General features: G+C 41.4%; 16 protein-coding genes. 10 read left to right on the top strand and 6 right to left on the bottom strand.

Annotated features, from left to right (window positions below):
* Positions 1-322 (top strand): hypothetical protein (locus G564_RS20530; protein WP_029038274.1); only part of this gene is annotated, 322 nt, incomplete at its 5' end.
* Positions 323-570: 248 nt separating this feature from the next.
* Here G564_RS20530 and G564_RS0116445 read toward each other — a convergent pair.
* Complete coding sequence (locus G564_RS0116445) at positions 571-2,109, bottom strand: GH3 family domain-containing protein (RefSeq protein WP_029038621.1); 1,539 nt, start codon at positions 2,107-2,109, stop codon at positions 571-573.
* 158 nt (positions 2,110-2,267) lie between these two features.
* Between G564_RS0116445 and G564_RS0116440 the strand changes: the two genes are divergently transcribed.
* The 3 genes from G564_RS0116440 (at position 2,268) to yidC (ending at position 6,186) form a co-directional block, all read left to right on the top strand.
* A complete protein-coding gene (locus G564_RS0116440) occupies positions 2,268-2,501 on the top strand; it encodes a DUF3820 family protein (RefSeq protein WP_029038620.1) in 234 nt (77 codons plus the stop codon).
* Between the two features lie 134 nt (positions 2,502-2,635).
* The gene (locus tag G564_RS0116435; RefSeq protein ID WP_029038619.1) at positions 2,636-4,273 is read left to right on the top strand and encodes a CTP synthase; all 1,638 of its coding nucleotides are present in this window, start codon (positions 2,636-2,638) and stop codon (positions 4,271-4,273) included.
* 71 nt (positions 4,274-4,344) lie between these two features.
* The gene (gene yidC, locus G564_RS0116430; RefSeq protein ID WP_029038618.1) at positions 4,345-6,186 is read left to right on the top strand and encodes a membrane protein insertase YidC; all 1,842 of its coding nucleotides are present in this window, start codon (positions 4,345-4,347) and stop codon (positions 6,184-6,186) included.
* 77 nt (positions 6,187-6,263) lie between these two features.
* On the opposite strand, the gene G564_RS0116425 is transcribed toward yidC, so the two are convergent.
* Positions 6,264-7,241, bottom strand: a complete 978-nt coding sequence (locus G564_RS0116425; protein ID WP_029038617.1) for a fasciclin domain-containing protein — start codon at positions 7,239-7,241, stop codon at positions 6,264-6,266.
* 90 nt (positions 7,242-7,331) lie between these two features.
* Between G564_RS0116425 and G564_RS0116420 the strand changes: the two genes are divergently transcribed.
* The 4 genes from G564_RS0116420 to G564_RS0116405 all read left to right on the top strand — a co-directional run bounded on the left by G564_RS0116420 (position 7,332) and on the right by G564_RS0116405 (position 10,818).
* Complete coding sequence (locus G564_RS0116420; protein ID WP_029038616.1) at positions 7,332-8,015, top strand: toxin-antitoxin system YwqK family antitoxin; 684 nt, start codon at positions 7,332-7,334, stop codon at positions 8,013-8,015.
* A gap of 58 nt (positions 8,016-8,073) precedes the next feature.
* On the top strand, positions 8,074-8,460 hold the full coding sequence (locus G564_RS0116415; RefSeq protein WP_029038615.1) for a hypothetical protein: 387 nt from the start codon (positions 8,074-8,076) through the stop codon (positions 8,458-8,460).
* A 163-nt stretch (positions 8,461-8,623) separates the two neighbouring features.
* A complete protein-coding gene (gene mnmA / locus G564_RS0116410; RefSeq protein WP_029038614.1) occupies positions 8,624-9,811 on the top strand; it encodes a tRNA 2-thiouridine(34) synthase MnmA in 1,188 nt (395 codons plus the stop codon).
* Between the two features lie 62 nt (positions 9,812-9,873).
* Positions 9,874-10,818 (top strand): NAD(P)H-dependent flavin oxidoreductase, encoded by a 945-nt coding sequence (locus tag G564_RS0116405; RefSeq protein ID WP_029038613.1) that lies wholly within the window; start codon positions 9,874-9,876, stop codon positions 10,816-10,818.
* On the opposite strand, the gene G564_RS0116400 is transcribed toward G564_RS0116405, so the two are convergent.
* Genes G564_RS0116400 through guaA form a run of 4 tightly spaced genes read right to left on the bottom strand, consistent with a single transcriptional unit; the run spans position 10,793 to position 15,230 of the window.
* Positions 10,793-11,365, bottom strand: a complete 573-nt coding sequence (locus G564_RS0116400; protein ID WP_029038612.1) for a DUF922 domain-containing protein — start codon at positions 11,363-11,365, stop codon at positions 10,793-10,795. The two genes, G564_RS0116405 and G564_RS0116400, sit on opposite strands and share 26 nt — an antisense overlap.
* Positions 11,346-11,765, bottom strand: coding sequence for an OsmC family protein (locus tag G564_RS0116395; protein ID WP_029038611.1), 420 nt, complete (start codon positions 11,763-11,765; stop codon positions 11,346-11,348). Before G564_RS0116395 ends, G564_RS0116400 begins: the two co-directional genes overlap by 20 nt.
* The gene (locus G564_RS0116390; RefSeq protein ID WP_029038610.1) at positions 11,765-13,690 is read right to left on the bottom strand and encodes an amino acid ABC transporter substrate-binding protein; all 1,926 of its coding nucleotides are present in this window, start codon (positions 13,688-13,690) and stop codon (positions 11,765-11,767) included. Before G564_RS0116390 ends, G564_RS0116395 begins: the two co-directional genes overlap by 1 nt.
* 10 nt (positions 13,691-13,700) lie before the next feature.
* Positions 13,701-15,230 carry a glutamine-hydrolyzing GMP synthase gene (guaA, locus tag G564_RS0116385; RefSeq protein WP_029038609.1) on the bottom strand — a complete coding sequence of 510 codons (1,530 nt, stop codon included), beginning with the start codon at positions 15,228-15,230 and terminating at the stop codon, positions 13,701-13,703.
* A 364-nt stretch (positions 15,231-15,594) separates the two neighbouring features.
* Here guaA and G564_RS0116380 point away from each other — a divergent pair, with 364 nt between their 5' ends.
* Together G564_RS0116380 and G564_RS0116375 are read left to right on the top strand one after the other, a co-directional pair.
* Positions 15,595-15,930 carry a hypothetical protein gene (locus tag G564_RS0116380; RefSeq protein WP_029038608.1) on the top strand — a complete coding sequence of 112 codons (336 nt, stop codon included), beginning with the start codon at positions 15,595-15,597 and terminating at the stop codon, positions 15,928-15,930.
* A 77-nt stretch (positions 15,931-16,007) separates the two neighbouring features.
* Complete coding sequence (locus G564_RS0116375; protein ID WP_029038607.1) at positions 16,008-16,721, top strand: DUF2071 domain-containing protein; 714 nt, start codon at positions 16,008-16,010, stop codon at positions 16,719-16,721.
* The last annotated feature ends 73 nt before the right edge of the window (positions 16,722-16,794 follow it).

Genomic DNA, 16,794 nt, shown 5'->3' with positions numbered 1-16,794 from the left:
TGTGGAAGAAAAGCAGCGAAGAAACAATGTAGAAGCCACTATTTTTCAGTTTGTGGTAAACATCAGAAATAAAAAGACTAAATACCGTGGTCTTATTAAAAACCGGATGTGGGCCTTTGCCCGCGGAATGTGGATAAATCTAGTGAGGATAGCCAAAAATATGGAGAAAATGTGTCCATGGAGTCCGGGTAAAGGCCAAAACTCCGCATTTTCTGTGCTTTTTCACCTTTTAAACATCAAAGATTGTTTGATTTTCTCGTTTATCATGGAGCAAACAAAAAACCCCGAATTTGAAGACAAATATAAACTTCTCAGAGCTTAATAAAAATAGGCTTTTTAGAGGTGACTCAATAATGAATATTGAATATTGAATATTGATTATGTAATATTTAATATTTAAGGTTATCGTATTTCTCGAATTCACTTAGACAGACGTGAGCAATGCCTTGCTGTCTCTACTTTGTATTTGGCCCTCCTTCGCTAAGGCTTCGGCGGGTAAATGCTTGTAATTTGGTGCTTTTTAATTCTTAATTGAGAGTTGGACGTGTAAGATTGCTTCCTGGTAATTGTTTATTGTTTATTGTTTATTGAATTGACAAACTTTTCCCACTCGGCGAACTTTTCTTCGTTCATCACCTTTTCCATTTTAACCTGTCCGCCTTTCTTTTTATTTGCGGCGCTCCATTCGGTAAAAACCTTGGGAGAAACTTTGACCACTTCCACTCCTTTTAAAGCTTTGCTTCTGGCGACGCCATAGTTTTTATTGGCAGACTTCAGAGCCTCATCAAGCGCAGCCGCAAGTTCCTTTTCGTTTGCATCCCCTGCTTCCACTCCCAGATACCACTTGTGGATATATTCCTCATCCCAGTTCTTTACTGCCGCAACTGTAAATTCCGGAATAGTAATATTGAATTTTTGCTCCAGTTCCTTTACCGCGTCGTTCATTTTATTTACTGAAAGCTGGGATCCCACGACATTAAGGAAGAATTTTGTTCTTCCCGTAATGCGTATCTCCCTGCGCTGAACATCGGTAAATTTTATAGTATCTCCAATCAGGTACCGCCATGCTCCGGAAACCGTACTTATAAGCAGCACGTAATCCTTTTCCGGTTCTACCTCCTCCAGTTTCACAACAGGAGCATTTTCTTTAATGGAACCATCTTCTTCAATATATTCGGGCTTGAAAGGAACAAATTCGAAGTATATCCCATTGTCAACTACCAATTTCATTGAATTGGTTTCGGGCCGTGACTGGAAAGCCATAAATCCTTCCGAAGCAAGATAGGTGTCAATAATAATAAGAGGCTTGGAAACCAATTTTTCAAAAGCTTTTTCATAAGGCTCAAAAGCCACACCTCCGGTAGTATATACCAATAAGTTTGGCCAGATCTCATGAATTGTTTTGGCGCCGTGGTACTCGAGTATCTTTTTGATCATCAATTCGGTCCAGGACGGGATGCCGGACATGGCGCCAATATCCCAATTCTTTGCCTCTTTTGCGATTTCCAGAACCCTTTCATCCCAGTCTTCTATCTGGGAGATCTCCACCCCGGGTTTATAGAAATTTCTGAACCAGAAAGGAATATTACTTGCGCTTATCCCACTTATTTCTCCTTCTTCATGATCCCTTACTTTATTAAGGTCTGTAGAACTTCCCAACATCATGATCTCTTTGGTGAAAAAGTCTGAAGGCAGCTCGTAATTTGCCAGGGATGCCACCTGCTTGATACCGGTTTGGCGAATTGTCTCAACCATATCATCTGTCACCGGAATTCTTTTACTGGATTTCCCGGTAGTGCCCGAACTCAATGCAAAATAAGGAGGCTTTCCCGGCCAGGTGACGTTTTCTTTTCCTTCATGCATTTTGCTCCACCATTCTTCATTGATCTTGTTATAATCGAAAAAAGGAATTTTTTCAGCAAATTCCCGGCGGATGTTCTCCGATTTGAGGATTTCGACAAAACCATAGTGTTTTCCAAAGGCAGTATCTTTTGCTTTCTCAAGAAGTTCCCGCAGTACTTTTTCCTGAGCGTCAACCGCATCGGGTTCGGCAGTGACTGCGTCTTTTGCGTGGATTAGTCCTTTGATAATAGATCCTATTACGGCCATAAAAGAAGTTTGAGCTGAAGTTACTTAAAACCTCAAAAAGCGACCGAAAGCCTGACTAAAAATTATCAGGATTTTAACCTTTTTGAGAGGTAAGAGACAACCGGAATTTTTCAGAAAAAAAGAGAAGAAATTTTTAGCATTTTTGAGACCTTAGCAGCATGCAACTTCAGCCAGACCATAAAGCTTTAATTGAACTCGCCCACGCCAAAATGCATTTTGGAAAATATAAGGGCAGGTATCTGTCAGAACTACCCGAGTTTTATCTGGTCTGGTTTAGACAGCAGGGATTTCCGAAGGGAAAAACGGGGGCGCTTCTCGAGCAGGTCCTGGATCTAAAGATTAATGGCATGGAAGATATCCTGCGTACCATTAGAAGGAAATATCCAAAATAGGATTTAAAAGAGATTTTCAGGGAGTAGAAAACCCTTAAAGTTTTGCTAACATATTCTCAAGCAAATGGTTTCTTTTTCTTTTCTTCTTTGTAATTTAGCGCCCTGAATAAAAACGCACCAAATACCTCTCTAAAATGGCTGAAACAAAGTATATTTTTGTCACCGGTGGCGTTTCGTCTTCGCTGGGAAAAGGGATCATTGCTGCATCCCTGGCAAAATTACTGCAAGCTCGCGGGTACAAAACCACTATTCAGAAACTTGATCCATACATCAACGTAGATCCCGGTACACTTAACCCATATGAACACGGAGAGTGTTATGTGACCGAAGACGGCGCAGAAACCGACCTGGACCTGGGTCACTACGAGAGATTTCTGAATGTTAATACATCCCAGGCTAATAATGTCACTACCGGCCGCATATACCAAAGCGTAATAGAGAAAGAACGCCGTGGAGAGTTTCTCGGAAAAACCGTTCAGGTTATACCCCATATTACCAATGAGATCAAGGAAAGAATTCAGCTTCTGGGAAAAAATCACGATTATGATATTGTCATTACTGAAATTGGAGGAACTGTAGGGGATATTGAATCTCTGCCATATATTGAATCGGTAAGACAGCTTAAGTGGGAGCTGGGAGATGATAATGCACTTATCATTCATCTTACCCTTGTTCCTTACCTTGCTGCTGCCGGAGAACTTAAGACCAAGCCAACCCAGCACAGTGTAAAAACGCTCATGGAAAGCGGTTTAAGGGCAGACGTTCTTGTGTGTCGTACAGAACATGAACTTTCTGATGATATAAGGAGAAAACTGGCGCTGTTTTGTAACGTAAAACTTGAAGCAGTAATTCAATCTATCGATGCTTCGACCATTTACGATGTTCCTAATATGATGCTGGAGGAAGGTTTAGATACAGTTACGCTTAAAAAGCTGAACCTGCCCAACGATACTGCTCCAGATCTTACGCAGTGGAATGAATTTCTTAAAAGACATAAGAATCCCAAACATGAGGTGAAAATTGGCCTGGTAGGAAAATATGTGGAACTACAGGATTCTTATAAGTCAATTCTTGAAGCTTTCATACATGCCGGCGCTGCTAATGAGGTGAAGGTAAATATTGAGAGTATTCATTCAGAATTTATAACAGACAGTACGATAAAGAACAAGGTTGCCCATCTGGACGGAATTCTTGTCGCTCCGGGATTTGGGGAACGGGGAATTGAAGGAAAAATAGATGCTGTACGTTTTGCGAGAGAAAATGACCTGCCATTCCTGGGTATTTGTCTGGGGATGCAGATGGCAGTTATAGAATTCGCCCGTAATGTGCTGCAGCTTAAGAATGCGAATTCTACAGAAATGGATCTTACCACTCCGCATCCGGTTATAGATCTTATGGAAGAGCAAAAGGAAATTACGCATCTTGGAGGCACCATGCGACTTGGTTCATGGGAATGTAAAATTGAGGACAATTCCATTGCCAAAGAAGTGTATGGTACCAACCAGATCTTTGAAAGACACAGACACAGGTACGAATATAACAACCAGTACGCTTCACAGCTGGAATCTCAAGGCCTGCGTAGTACAGGGATCAATCCAAAGACCGGGCTGGTAGAGATCGTAGAGATTCCTGAGCATCCCTGGTTTGTAGGAGTTCAATATCACCCGGAATACAAAAGTACGGTGGCAAATCCTCACCCGCTGTTTAAAGCTTTCATAAAAGCTGCAAAAGAATATTCACAGAAAAAAAAAGGTGCCAGCTTGGCACGATAGCAAATTTTGGTCACGAAATTGACTAAAGCAAATGACTGCGGAAGACTCCGTTATTTTTATTTAAAATCAGAATGGAAGAAAAGAAATTAGATATCAATTCCCTGATAGGGTTCCTTTTAATTGGAGGGATCCTGTTATGGATGCTGTACATGAATCCATCTGCTCCCGAAGAAGTTGAGCAGACCACTACAGAACAGGTTGCTGTTCCGGATGCACAACAGGAGGTTGCTCCGCCACAGGCCATGCAGGCTTCAGATTCGGCTGCTGTGGCAAAAGCCGCCAGCAGACTCGGAGCATTTGGCTACTCTGCCACTTTACCATCGGCCACAGATGCCGAAACTTCAGTTGAAAACGACGTGCTGGCTCTTACCTTTTCAAATAAAGGGGGGTATATCACGGAGGCAACAATGAAGGATTATAAGACTTATGATTCTATTCCTGTCTCTCTGATCAAAGACGGCAACGCCGATTTTAATCTCAGCTTTGGAACTACAGACGGTAGGGTCCTCAACACAAGAGATCTCTATTTCGAACCTAGCGTAACCCAAAGCGGAGAGAATACAGTAGTGTCAATGAAACTTAAGGTTTCTCCATCGGAGTTTCTGGAGTACAGATATGTCTTGAAACCCGGAGAATACATGCTTGATTTCAGTATTCGTTCCCAGGGCCTTAACGATGTTTTTAATTCTTCGGCACCTGTTAATCTCGACTGGAGTCTGAAAGGATATCGAAGGGCAAAAAGTATTTCTTACGAAAACAGATATACAGAACTGGTTTATGAATATGGCGGAGGCAGCGATGATTATGTCACTAACGGAACCGATGAAGAAGAAGATATTACTTATGTTGCCTACAAACAGCACTTCTTTTCTTCTATACTACTTACAGACACACCTTTTGCCAGTGGGAAGTTCAAATCTGAAGATCTTGTTGAAGACGAAGAAATAGATACCGTCTACACTAAAGCTTTCGCCTCCTCCTTTCCTCTTGAATTAAAGGGCGGAGAGCTGAACTATAATATGAACTGGTATTACGGTCCCAGTGATTATAAGATTTTGAATGATTATGATCGCAACCTGGACGAAATCCTTCCTCTTGGCTGGGGGATTTTCGGCTGGATCAATAAATATCTGTTTATCCCATTCTTTTCCTTTATTACCGGTTACATGGGATATGGACTGGCGATCATCGTAATGACCATTGCTATCAAATTGGTGCTTTCACCCGTACAGTACAAGCAATACCTGTCACAGGCAAAAATGAAGGTACTTCGTCCCGAGATCAACGAGCTCAATGAGAAGTACAAGGACAACCCAATGAAAAAGCAGCAGGAAACCATGAAGCTTTACAGCAAGGCGGGAGCCAGTCCAATGAGTGGATGTCTCCCGGCCCTAATGCAGCTTCCGGTATTTTATGCCCTGTTTATGTTTTTCCCAAGTGCTTTCCAGCTAAGGCAAAAAGGATTTTTATGGGCCGATGATCTTTCCAGCTATGATACAATAGCCGAACTGCCATTTTACATCCCTTTTTATGGAGACCATGTGAGCTTATTCCCCATTCTCGCATCTATTGCCATCTTTATTTACATGATGATGACCACAGGGCAAAGTATGCAAAATATGCAGCAACCGGGAATGCCCAACATGAAGTTTATCATGTATCTGTCTCCACTCTTCATGTTGATCTTCTTTAACAACTATGCAAGTGGATTATCACTGTATTATCTAACATCAAACCTGATTACGATTGGAATAATGCTGGTTATTAAGCACTTTATTCTTGATGAAGAGAAGATTCATGCAAGAATTCAGGAGAATAAAAAGAAGCCGAAGAAGCAAGGAAAATTTGCCAAAAAAATGCAGGAGATGATGGAGCAGGCAGAACAGCAGCAAAAACAAAAAGGAAAGAAATAATTCTTTACCGCCTGTAAAAATGAAGAGCCCGGAATTTCCGGGCCCTTCTGGCATTAACCAACCTATCAAAATGAATGTTACATAGCGGGTAACACAACCGTGTCGATTACATGAATGACCCCATTATTAGCCTGGACATCTACAGCTATAATATTTGCCGTTCTTTGATTAGCGTCTGTAATAACTGCACCATCTCCTAAATTAATAGTAAATGACTGCTCTGCAAGAGTAGCGACAACCATATCATCAGTTAAATCTGAAGATCGAACGTTAGCTCCGGCAACCACGTGATAACTAAGGGTAGATGCAAGAACATCTGTAGGAATGTCATCAAGAGAGGACACACCATCCAGGTCCTCAATCAAGTCAGCAAAGGCCTGATTGGTCGGCGCAAAAACAGTGAAAGGTGCAGGTGAATCTGTTTGCATAAGCACCCCAACAAAAGGAAAATCCTCCTCACGGGTAAGTGCCTGAACAAGCGTGCTGAAAGTAGGATCAGCCAGGGCGAAGGTGACTATATTGGGAAGACCAATAACGGCATCTACAGCATGTATCACTCCATTATCCACTTCAACATCTGCCGTGGTCACACTTGCCACTCCGTTGATCATAACCCCATTGTCTGTATTGATATACATACTAAGGTTCTCTTCGGAAGCACCTCCAACAGCCATGCTTTCAATATAGCCTGTAGAAAGATCTGCCGCCATTATTTCTCCCATCTGCACATGGTTCAGCAATACCTGAGTAAGTAGCGCAGTAGGTACATCGTTCAAACCGGAAAAACCGTTGTCCGATAAAAAAGCTGCAAATGCATCATTGTCGGGTGCAAAAACTGTATAATTTTGCGTGCCATCGAGCGTTGAAGTAAGACCGGTTACTTCCAAAGCTGCTGCAAGGGAAGAATAATTTTGATTGTTAGCAACAAAGTCGGCTATAGTATTGGTTTCAACCACAGGTGGAGCTGTACTATCATCATCGTCACTGCATGCTACCAATCCTGTAAATAGGAAAAGGAATGCGGTGAATTTAAAAAGTTTTGAATAAGATTTCATTTTACATTGTTTAAAGTTACAGGATGAAAGTTAAACAATTGTGTGTCTTATACTGTTTAAGTTTAGTTAATTTTTATTAAACATTATTTTATGGATTATTATTTCAAACATTCTGTGCTCATATTTTTTTTCGGGCTCTTCCTGACAACCTATGTTTACAGCCAAAGCGTTTTAAATACCCATGACGATCAAGGAAACCGGCATGGAAAATGGATAGAGCATTACGACCAAAATAACGAATACATCAAATTTGAAGGTGAATTTTTTCACGGCAAAGAAAAAGGAGTGTTTAGATTTTACCAAGAAGGATTACAACAACCTACTGCCGTAATGGTATTTGATCCTGAATCGGATACAGTCTCAGCCAAATATCTGTCACAGAGTGGGAAGACAATTAGCGAAGGGCAAATTGTCGATAAAAAAAGGGTCGGATCCTGGTCTTACTATCATAAAAACCTTGACAAGATCATGATGACCGAAAGCTATAAAGACGGCACCCTTCATGGCCCCAAAAAGGTCTATTATGAAAATGGGGTTTTGGCCGAAGAAGCCGGTTTTGTTAACGGAGAATTGCATGGAAGCAGAAAGTTATACTCTGTTAAAGGTGTTGTACTGGAAGACCTGATGTATGAGCACGGAGAGCTGCATGGACCCGCAAAATTTTACAATGGCAAAGGAGAACTCATGAGTGAAGGTTCTTATAAAAATAATAAACACCATGGTACATGGCGGTACTATGAAAACGGAAAGCTTAAACAGGAAAAAGAATATTAGGTTTTCCCGCCGCTTTTAAATTTTAATATCTTTACTTTAAACCACTAAATTAAAAATTATGAAAAAGCATTTAATTTTATTGCTACTGGCAGTAATGTTTACCTTCACCTCGTGTAGCGACGACGATGACAACACCGCAGAAAATACTATTGTTGGCAGCTGGGTATTGGTAAGTGTTAATCCACCCTTGATTGATCTTGACTGCCCTCAAGCTTCCACAATTTCCTTTACAGCTACAGGCACCGCCGTATGGAACCTTTATGCCGGAGATAATAATTGCGATCTGGAAACCAGCGAAGGCCAATGGGAGAAAAATTCCGGTAACACTTACACGATTTATATTCCAAACTTCCAGGCAGTAAGCGGCACAGTCAATTTTACCGGCGCCAATAGCTTCACCTTTACTACCAACTCTGTTGTTCTTACTTTTAACAAGCAGATATAGCACGGGAAAATTACAGGAAAACATAATTCAAAGGTGGCCATCTGTGCCACCTTTTTTTTATTTGAGAGGCTCTGGTACTGTTCACCCTCTCCTCTAAAAAAGTGCTAAAAATTATGTAATTTTGCGGCTTATTTGGAGACCTAAAGGTCAAGGAGAAAATGTTATGAAGAGAGTAGTTGTCGGTTTATCGGGAGGTGTGGATTCCAGTGTTACGGCCTATCTTTTAAAGGAACAGGGATATGAGGTCATTGGCCTGTTCATGAAGAACTGGCATGATGAAGGTGTTACAATTTCAAAGGAATGTCCCTGGCTGGATGATTCCAATGACGCTATGTTGGTGGCCGAAAAGCTTGGTATTCCTTTCCAAACCGTAGATCTTAGTGCAGAATACAAGGAGCGCATTGTCGACTATATGTTCAATGAATATGAAAAAGGCCGCACGCCGAATCCTGATGTGCTCTGTAACCGGGAAATAAAATTTGATGTTTTCATGAAGATTGCCCTTTCCCTCGGAGCCGATTACGTGGCCACCGGACACTACTGTAGAAAGAGAGAAACAGAAATTGACGGTCAAACAGTTTATCAGTTGCTTTCGGGAAAGGACAAAAATAAGGATCAGTCGTATTTTCTTTGTCAGCTGTCTCAGGAACAACTGGCAAAAACATTATTCCCTATAGGAGATCTTCAGAAAAGTGAGGTACGAAAGATTGCTGCAGAACAGGATCTTGTGACTGCTGAAAAAAAGGATTCCCAGGGTCTTTGTTTTATCGGAAAAGTAAGGCTTCCCGAATTCCTTCAGCAAAAATTACAACCAAAAGAAGGAGATATCGTTGAGATCTCTGCTTCCGAAGAAAAATTTAATCGAAAAGTACCACAATTCCGGAATAAAGAGGAAGAACTCAGTTTTCTGTCCGGAAAATATACCTATACCCCTACTGAAGGAAAAAAAGTAGGAAAACATCCGGGAGCACATTATTTCACCAAAGGACAGAGAAAAGGACTGGCTGTAGGCGGTACCCGCGAGCCTTTGTTTGTGATCGAGACCGATGTGGAAGAAAATGTGATCTATACGGGGCAGGGAAAGGATCATCCCGGAATTTACCGCAGAGCACTTTTCGTTTCTCCGGAAGAAACCCACTGGGTACGGCAAGATCTCAAACTGGATCCCGATGAAGAAATGCAGGTCAAAGCCCGCATCCGGTACAGACAGGAGCTTCAGCATGCAACTTTACATCAAACCGGGAACGGACTTTATATAGTTTTTGAAAAGCCGCAGGCTTCCATCACAGAAGGGCAATTCGTAGCCTGGTATCTGGAAGATGAACTGATAGGTTCGGGAGTTATTTCTTAAATTCGCAAAGAACTTTAACCCTTTCAGGGTTCTAAACCCTGAAAGGGTTATAATCTCCGGTTATGACCAACAACAGAATTACCCAACTCATTAATATAAAATATCCAATTATCCAGGCAGGAATGATCTGGGCCAGCGGCTGGAGACTTGCCAGTGCCGTAAGTAACGAAGGCGGACTCGGAATAATCGGAGCCGGTTCTATGTATCCGGAGGTACTGCGTGAGCATATCCAAAAATGCAAAAAAGCAACCTCCTTCCCTTTTGCGGTTAATGTTCCCATGCTTTATCCCAACCTGGAGGAGATAATGGAGATCATTACTGAAGAAGGGGTTCAGATTGTCTTTACCTCTGCCGGTAATCCAAAAACCTGGACATCTCATCTGCAGGACAAAGGAATTAAGGTTGTGCATGTGGTAAGCAGCGTCAAATTCGCTCTTAAGGCTGAAGCCGCCGGAGTGGATGCTGTGGTTGCTGAAGGTTTTGAGGCAGGAGGTCACAATGGAAGAGACGAAACCACAACCTTTACGCTTATTCCTATGGTAAAGGAACAGATAAAAATTCCATTAATAGCTGCGGGGGGTATTGCTACCGGGCGGGGAATGCTTGCCGCCATGGTGTTGGGAGCAGATGCCGTGCAGGTAGGAAGCCGTTTTGTTGCTAGTCATGAAGCCTCCTCCCACCCTAACTTCAAGGAAATGGTGGTGAAAGCAAAGGAAGGAGATACTGTGCTCACATTAAAAGAACTCGCTCCTGTAAGACTACTTAAAAATCGCTTTTTTGAGCAGGTAACCGAGTTATATTCCCGGAATCCCACAAAGGAAGAACTAATACAACTATTAGGCAGGGCCAGGGCTAAAAAAGGAATGTTTGAAGGAGACCTTGAGGAAGGAGAACTCGAAATTGGCCAGATCTCAGGTCTTATTCACGACATAAAACCGGCAGCAGAGATCCTGCGTGATATGATCAGGGAATTTGAAGAGGCTAAGATCGAAGTCGCTGCTCTTTAGAAGAAAACTCTTTCAGTTTTAACAGCTCTTCCTGCACATATTTTTGCCACTTGAGCTGTGCCGCTTTGTTCATGCTATGTCTGGTCTCTGCATCGAACCTCTTCTGCATGTTTGCGCGTTCTGCTTCTGTGCTTTTATAGATTGCCTGCAGCGCTGGTTTCACATTCTTCGTCTTTTCAAAGTCGAATTCTTCCATGGCCTTTCTTAACTTTCGGGCATGTAGCTCGGTGATATCGAAATGAAGCTGTTCGTGCGCCAAAAGATCCTCACTTTTCTTACCCGGCCTAACCCATGATTGATCCGGTAAAAAGTAGGAACCTACTTCATATAGGAATTCGGCTCCTTCAGAAGAACTCTTCATGGACCAGTAATAGGAAATTCCCGAACTCGTGTTGGCATGAAATGGACTGGACAAATCTGGCGGACCAACAAAATCATCCCAGGAAAGCGGCTCTGCCCTCCAGTCTAATCTATTTTCAGGCAATTGCGCCTGCATAGTAAAAGTGAGAAGTAAAAGTAAAAAGGTGTTAAGAAACGTCTTTTTCATGCTTATAATGGAAGCTGATATCCAGGACAATGTCGGGATGTAAACTGAAGAGTACGGGACATGTCTTTGCCGCACGTTCCAGGATCTTCCTGTTTTTATCTTCGTAGGAAGCCGGAAAAGTAATTACAACTTCTATGCCCGAAATCCTTCTTGGATCGGCAGCCATTATTTTAGTAACCTCAGCATAAGCCCCTTCCATGTCAAGACCAAGATCCCGCGCTTTTATCCCCATGATGGTGAACATACAGCTGGCAAGCGCTGTAGCAACAGTATCTGTAGGAGAAAAAGCTTCTCCTTTTCCCTGATTGTCCCCTGGTGCATCGGTAATGAAAATACTTTTACTTTGTAAATGCTCACAGGACGTTCGCAGGTCTCCGAGATAGGTCACTTTTGATGTCATTAGCGAACCACGTTTAAGTTAAGATTTCGATCGTAGGAGAGAATATATATGGCTTTGTTGATGTATCCGCCTGAGGATCTGTGATCAAAATCAAATTTATTCTCTACATATTCTGTCGTGCCTTCTTCATTAATGGAAGTATAAAGGTCCTTAGCTGAAGCCAATCTCAACAATACATCATAGGTAACATCAAAGCCTCTTACAGCAAAACGGTTTGGCACAACTCCATATTTCTCCTCATACTTCTTAATGAATTTCCGGTTCTTTTCAGGATTAAAAGCACGGTCTACAGAAGGATAATGGAAATTGAGTTTTCCCAGGTGACGATTAGAAATGTTGTCACTGTCGTAGGAATTATTCCTGTCTGTAGTTAATAAGGTGATCCTGTAAGGATCTGCAATGGAATTGAGATACGAAATAACATTACTTAGCAAGCCTATCTTATCGGATTCAAGGATCACCCAATTAGGTCGAGTTTTATCCAGGGCAGCTGCTACTTCTGCCTGACTCACATTTCCGCCTTCCCGGGGAGTGATCAGTTTTGCTGAAGGAAAAGCTGAAGTAAGTTTTCTCCTTTTTTCGGCCGCACCTGCATCTGCAATGATCACAAGGTTCTTACCTGGAGCATTATCTGAAATAAAGGAGATCATTGAGTCTGTCAACATTTCATCTGTAGGTACGGTTTGCAGGAAGTTTTCAAGAGGCCCGGTTTCCTTTTTCGTTAGCGGAGAGATCACCGGAATATTGCGACGCTCCAAACCTCTTGCTGCGGTTTCTACTGTAGATTGCAACAGGGGGCCTATAACGGCATCAACATTATTAAAGTTAGTGGAATTAAGAAGTACATTGACCTGCGCAGAACTGCCCTGGGTATCCAAAAAGGTGATTTTTGAAGATATTCCAAGTGCCTGGGCAGAATCAACTGCCATAAGTACTCCGCTGTAAAAATCCAGCGAAAGCTGCATCACCTTATCTCTCCTTATTCTTTGGGCAACATTGGAAGAGGAATCTGTTGCCACAATTTTGTTCTTATTGAAAGGCAACATTACTACAATATTCTTGGTATCGAAATTTGTAATTCTTCGCTCCAGGTTTACCACCTCTGCCTCTTCATAGGTTCCTATAGGTAAAGAAACATCAACATTTGGAATCTTCAATACCATCCCGGACTTAAGACCGTCGGCCAGAGCCGGATTAAGAGTTACGAGAGAGTCCCTGCTAACTCCAAACCTACGGGTAAGGCTAAATAAGGTTTCCTGTGGTTGCACCTGGTAATATTTAAAAAGCATACCTTCTACATCCACCACTTTTTTTACATCTCCATTACGGATCTTTATAACCATCCCGGGTTGTAATTCCTGGATGTCCGGATTTAAGCGTTTAAGATCTTCTATAGTCACATTGTACTTTCTTGAGATCCCAAACCAGCCTTCCCTCGGAAGAACCACGTGTTCTTTTGCCGAAAGATCAAGAGGATTGGAAGGAGTAGAAGTAATTTCAGGTCGTGGGGCACTAGTGGTTTTAGGTATTCTTATTCTCTCTCCTTTTTTAAGCTCTTCAGAATAAAGATGCTTATTATATCGTTTGATATCCTCAATGCTTACGTTGTACTGTTGGGAAAGACTGAAGAGTGTCTCCTGCCGTTTTACGCGGTGCATTTCGAATTGCGTATGCTGCTCTCCCCGGGATTGCTGTGCCGCCTGCGGTTGGCCGCTGTTAATAGGCACTACCAGCTTGGAATCGGGTTTTATTCCGCGACGTGCATCGGGATTATATTTGAAGATGGTTTCTTCAGAAATATTGTATTGCCTCGCGATTTCTGAAGTAGTTTCCCCCTTTTTAACAATGTGATATTTATACTGCTGCGCAAATGCCTGCACAGCAAACATCTGGAAAAAAAGGAAAAGAACTGCTATTTGTCTCATAGGTTAATTTTTATTCCCACTCAATTGTGGCCGGGGGTTTGGAGCTTATATCATATACTACCCTGTTAACGCCTTTTACCCTGTTAATTATTGTATTAGAAGTTTTTTGAAGAAAATCATACGGTAAATTTACCCAGTCTGCCGTCATACCATCGGTAGATTCTACAGCCCTTAAGGCCACAACCTTTTCATAGGTTCTCTCATCACCCATTACTCCTACAGAGTTCACTGGAAGAAGTATAGCGCCGGCCTGCCAGACTTTATCATATAACATCCATTCCTTTAATCCGTTGATGAAGATGGCATCCACTTCCTGAAGTACACGAACCTTCTCGGCTGTTATGTCTCCCAGGATCCTGATTGCAAGCCCGGGACCAGGAAAAGGATGTCTTCCAAGAAGTTCCTTATCTATTCCAAGTTCAGCCCCTACTCTTCTAACTTCATCCTTAAAGAGCATTCTCAATGGTTCTACCACTTTAAGTTTCATATAATCGGGCAAACCTCCCACATTGTGATGGGATTTAATGGTTGCCGAAGGTCCGTTTACAGAAATAGACTCAATAACATCGGGATAAATAGTTCCCTGTGCCAGGTAAGTCACATCCTGGATGCGGTGTGCTTCATCATCAAATACGTCAATAAAAGTTTTCCCTATCGCTTTTCTCTTTCCTTCGGGATCTGAGATCCCGGCGAGGGATTCCAAAAAACGTGCCGAAGCATCTACTCCCCTTACATTAAGTCCCATGTGCTTGTATTGATCCAGCACACTTTCAAATTCATTTTTCCGAAGCAAACCGTTGTTCACAAAGATGCAATAGAGATTTTTGCCAATTGCCTTGTGCAACAATACCGCTGCTACAGTGGAGTCTACTCCTCCGCTTAAGCCTAATACCACCTTATCATCTCCAATTTGTTGCTGTAGATCATTAATGGTCATATCTACAAAAGCTTCAGGAGTCCACTCCTGTTCCACCCCCGCTATATTGATAAGGAAATTCTCCAGTAGTTGTTTTCCGTCTGTAGAATGATAAACTTCGGGATGAAACTGGATTGCATAGGTTTCCTCCCCTTCAATACGGTAAGCTGCATTTAATACATCGGAAGTACTTGCAAGACAGATTCCGTTAGTCGGCAATTCCTTAATAGTATCACTATGGCTCATCCAAACCTGGGAATTCTCAGGGATATTTCTAAAGAGGGGTTCTCCATCTTTTATAACCGAAAGATTGGCGCGGCCATATTCTCTTATCTCTGAAGCTTCCACTTTTCCGCCGTTGAAATGAGCCAGATATTGAGCTCCGTAACAAACTGCGAGAAGAGGAACTTTTTTTCTTATTCCCGAAAGATCTGGATGAGGGGCCTGTTCCCCTCTTACAGAAAACGGACTTCCCGAAAGAATGACTGCTTTAAATGAGGAAAGATCCTGTGGGATCTTATTGAAAGGATGGATTTCGCAGTAAATGTTTAGTTCTCTAACCCTGCGGGCTATTAACTGAGTATACTGTGAACCAAAATCTAAAATAAGGACGTTATTGTGCATGTGCAAAAATAGGAATTTGAACCTATTTTTACGGCTCTCATTTCTCTTTTTAAACTAAAAGCATACTTTGTAGGAATTTTCTTTTATTTAGACCTACAGGAAGTAATACCATTTTTATCCTTATGCCGTTGAAGAAATCTTTTATGAGCTTTATTACTTAAATAAGTATGTATAAGCAAAATTGTAGCTATTGCTATAATAAACACTAAAGAAGCCAGAATAAAAACTTTCATTTTATGTAGGAAGTTCAAAAGGTAAAGAACTACAAAATAACGACAAATATCAAATTTTATCGATAAATGGTATCACTTTGATAATTTTTCTTATTTTCATTCCCGAAAAAAAATCACCCCTGATCAATTAGATGAAGTTTAAAGATGTCAACCTGATCTTAGGTCGTCTTAGAAAAGGCCAAAATTTTTCTCCCGAAGACGACCCGGAAATAATAAAAATTCTTGAAGATTTAAAGCTTATCGAGGTGTACAAAAATAAGATCCTGCTAACAGATAACGGAATTCTCGCAGCTGATATGGGGATTAAAGAATTCCTGAAGTACAGTAAAATCGAAAAGGAAATTCTAAATTTTTCCCTTGAAAAAAACCGAAAGAATGGGAGAATTCTTTTGCTGATCTCGGTGCTGTTTTTCCTGTTATTTCTAGCCGCCTTATTCACCAATTTCTCCTTTCTGAATGATTTTTAATACTTTAAACTTTTCCCAAAGCTTCGGCTGACTTTACGAGACTTTAATAAATTTGAAAGAACCTCTATAAAATAAACATGAGACTTTCTATTTCTACCGAGTTCAGAAAAGTTGCGCTTTTCAATTACCTGGTCCCGACAGAAGTTGTGGAAAAGTATTTACCAAAGTATACCAAATTTGATTTTTATAACGGGGAATGTATGATAAGCCTTGTTGGATTTCAGGTAAAAAAATTAAAGGTTGCAGATGTTAAAATCCACCTTCTCAAGGACTTTGATGAAATTGATCTTCAAATTTATGTAAAGCGGTTTGACGGAGCTCAATGGAGGAAAGGGATGGCTGTAATCAAACGTATCTTTGACCAACCCGGAGCGGCGCCTCTTGCCAATACTATTTTTAAAACTAATTATATATCTCTTCCGGCAACCTCATCTGTCAATGAAACTGCAGAGTCTGTAGAGGTTAAGTATTCCTGGGAGTCTGACTCAAATGAACAAAAATTTTGGGTAAAAAGTAATCGGCTTGCTGCTCCTTACGATAAGGATACAGAAGCGGCTTTTGTTCTTGACCGTCCCTATGGTTATATAAAGGCCGATGAAGAGACCTATGAATATAAAATAAAACATGTAGCCTGGCATCTGTACACCGTGGAGGAATACTCTGTAGATATTGATTTTTCACGGCAATTTGATCCCACATTAAATATCCTGAACGCTCAAACCCCTCACTCGGTGATCCTAACAGAGGGTTCCACTGTTGAGATTGGCGGAAATCAGTTGGTTAGTTCTTAGTATTGAGTATTGAGTATTGAGTATGAGTATTGAGTATTGAGTATGAGTATTGAGTATTTAGAATTGAGAATTG

This window comes from Salinimicrobium xinjiangense DSM 19287 (assembly GCF_000423585.1).
Classification (GTDB): domain Bacteria; phylum Bacteroidota; class Bacteroidia; order Flavobacteriales; family Flavobacteriaceae; genus Salinimicrobium; species Salinimicrobium xinjiangense.
This window is presented reverse-complemented; position numbering and strand designations above follow the sequence as displayed.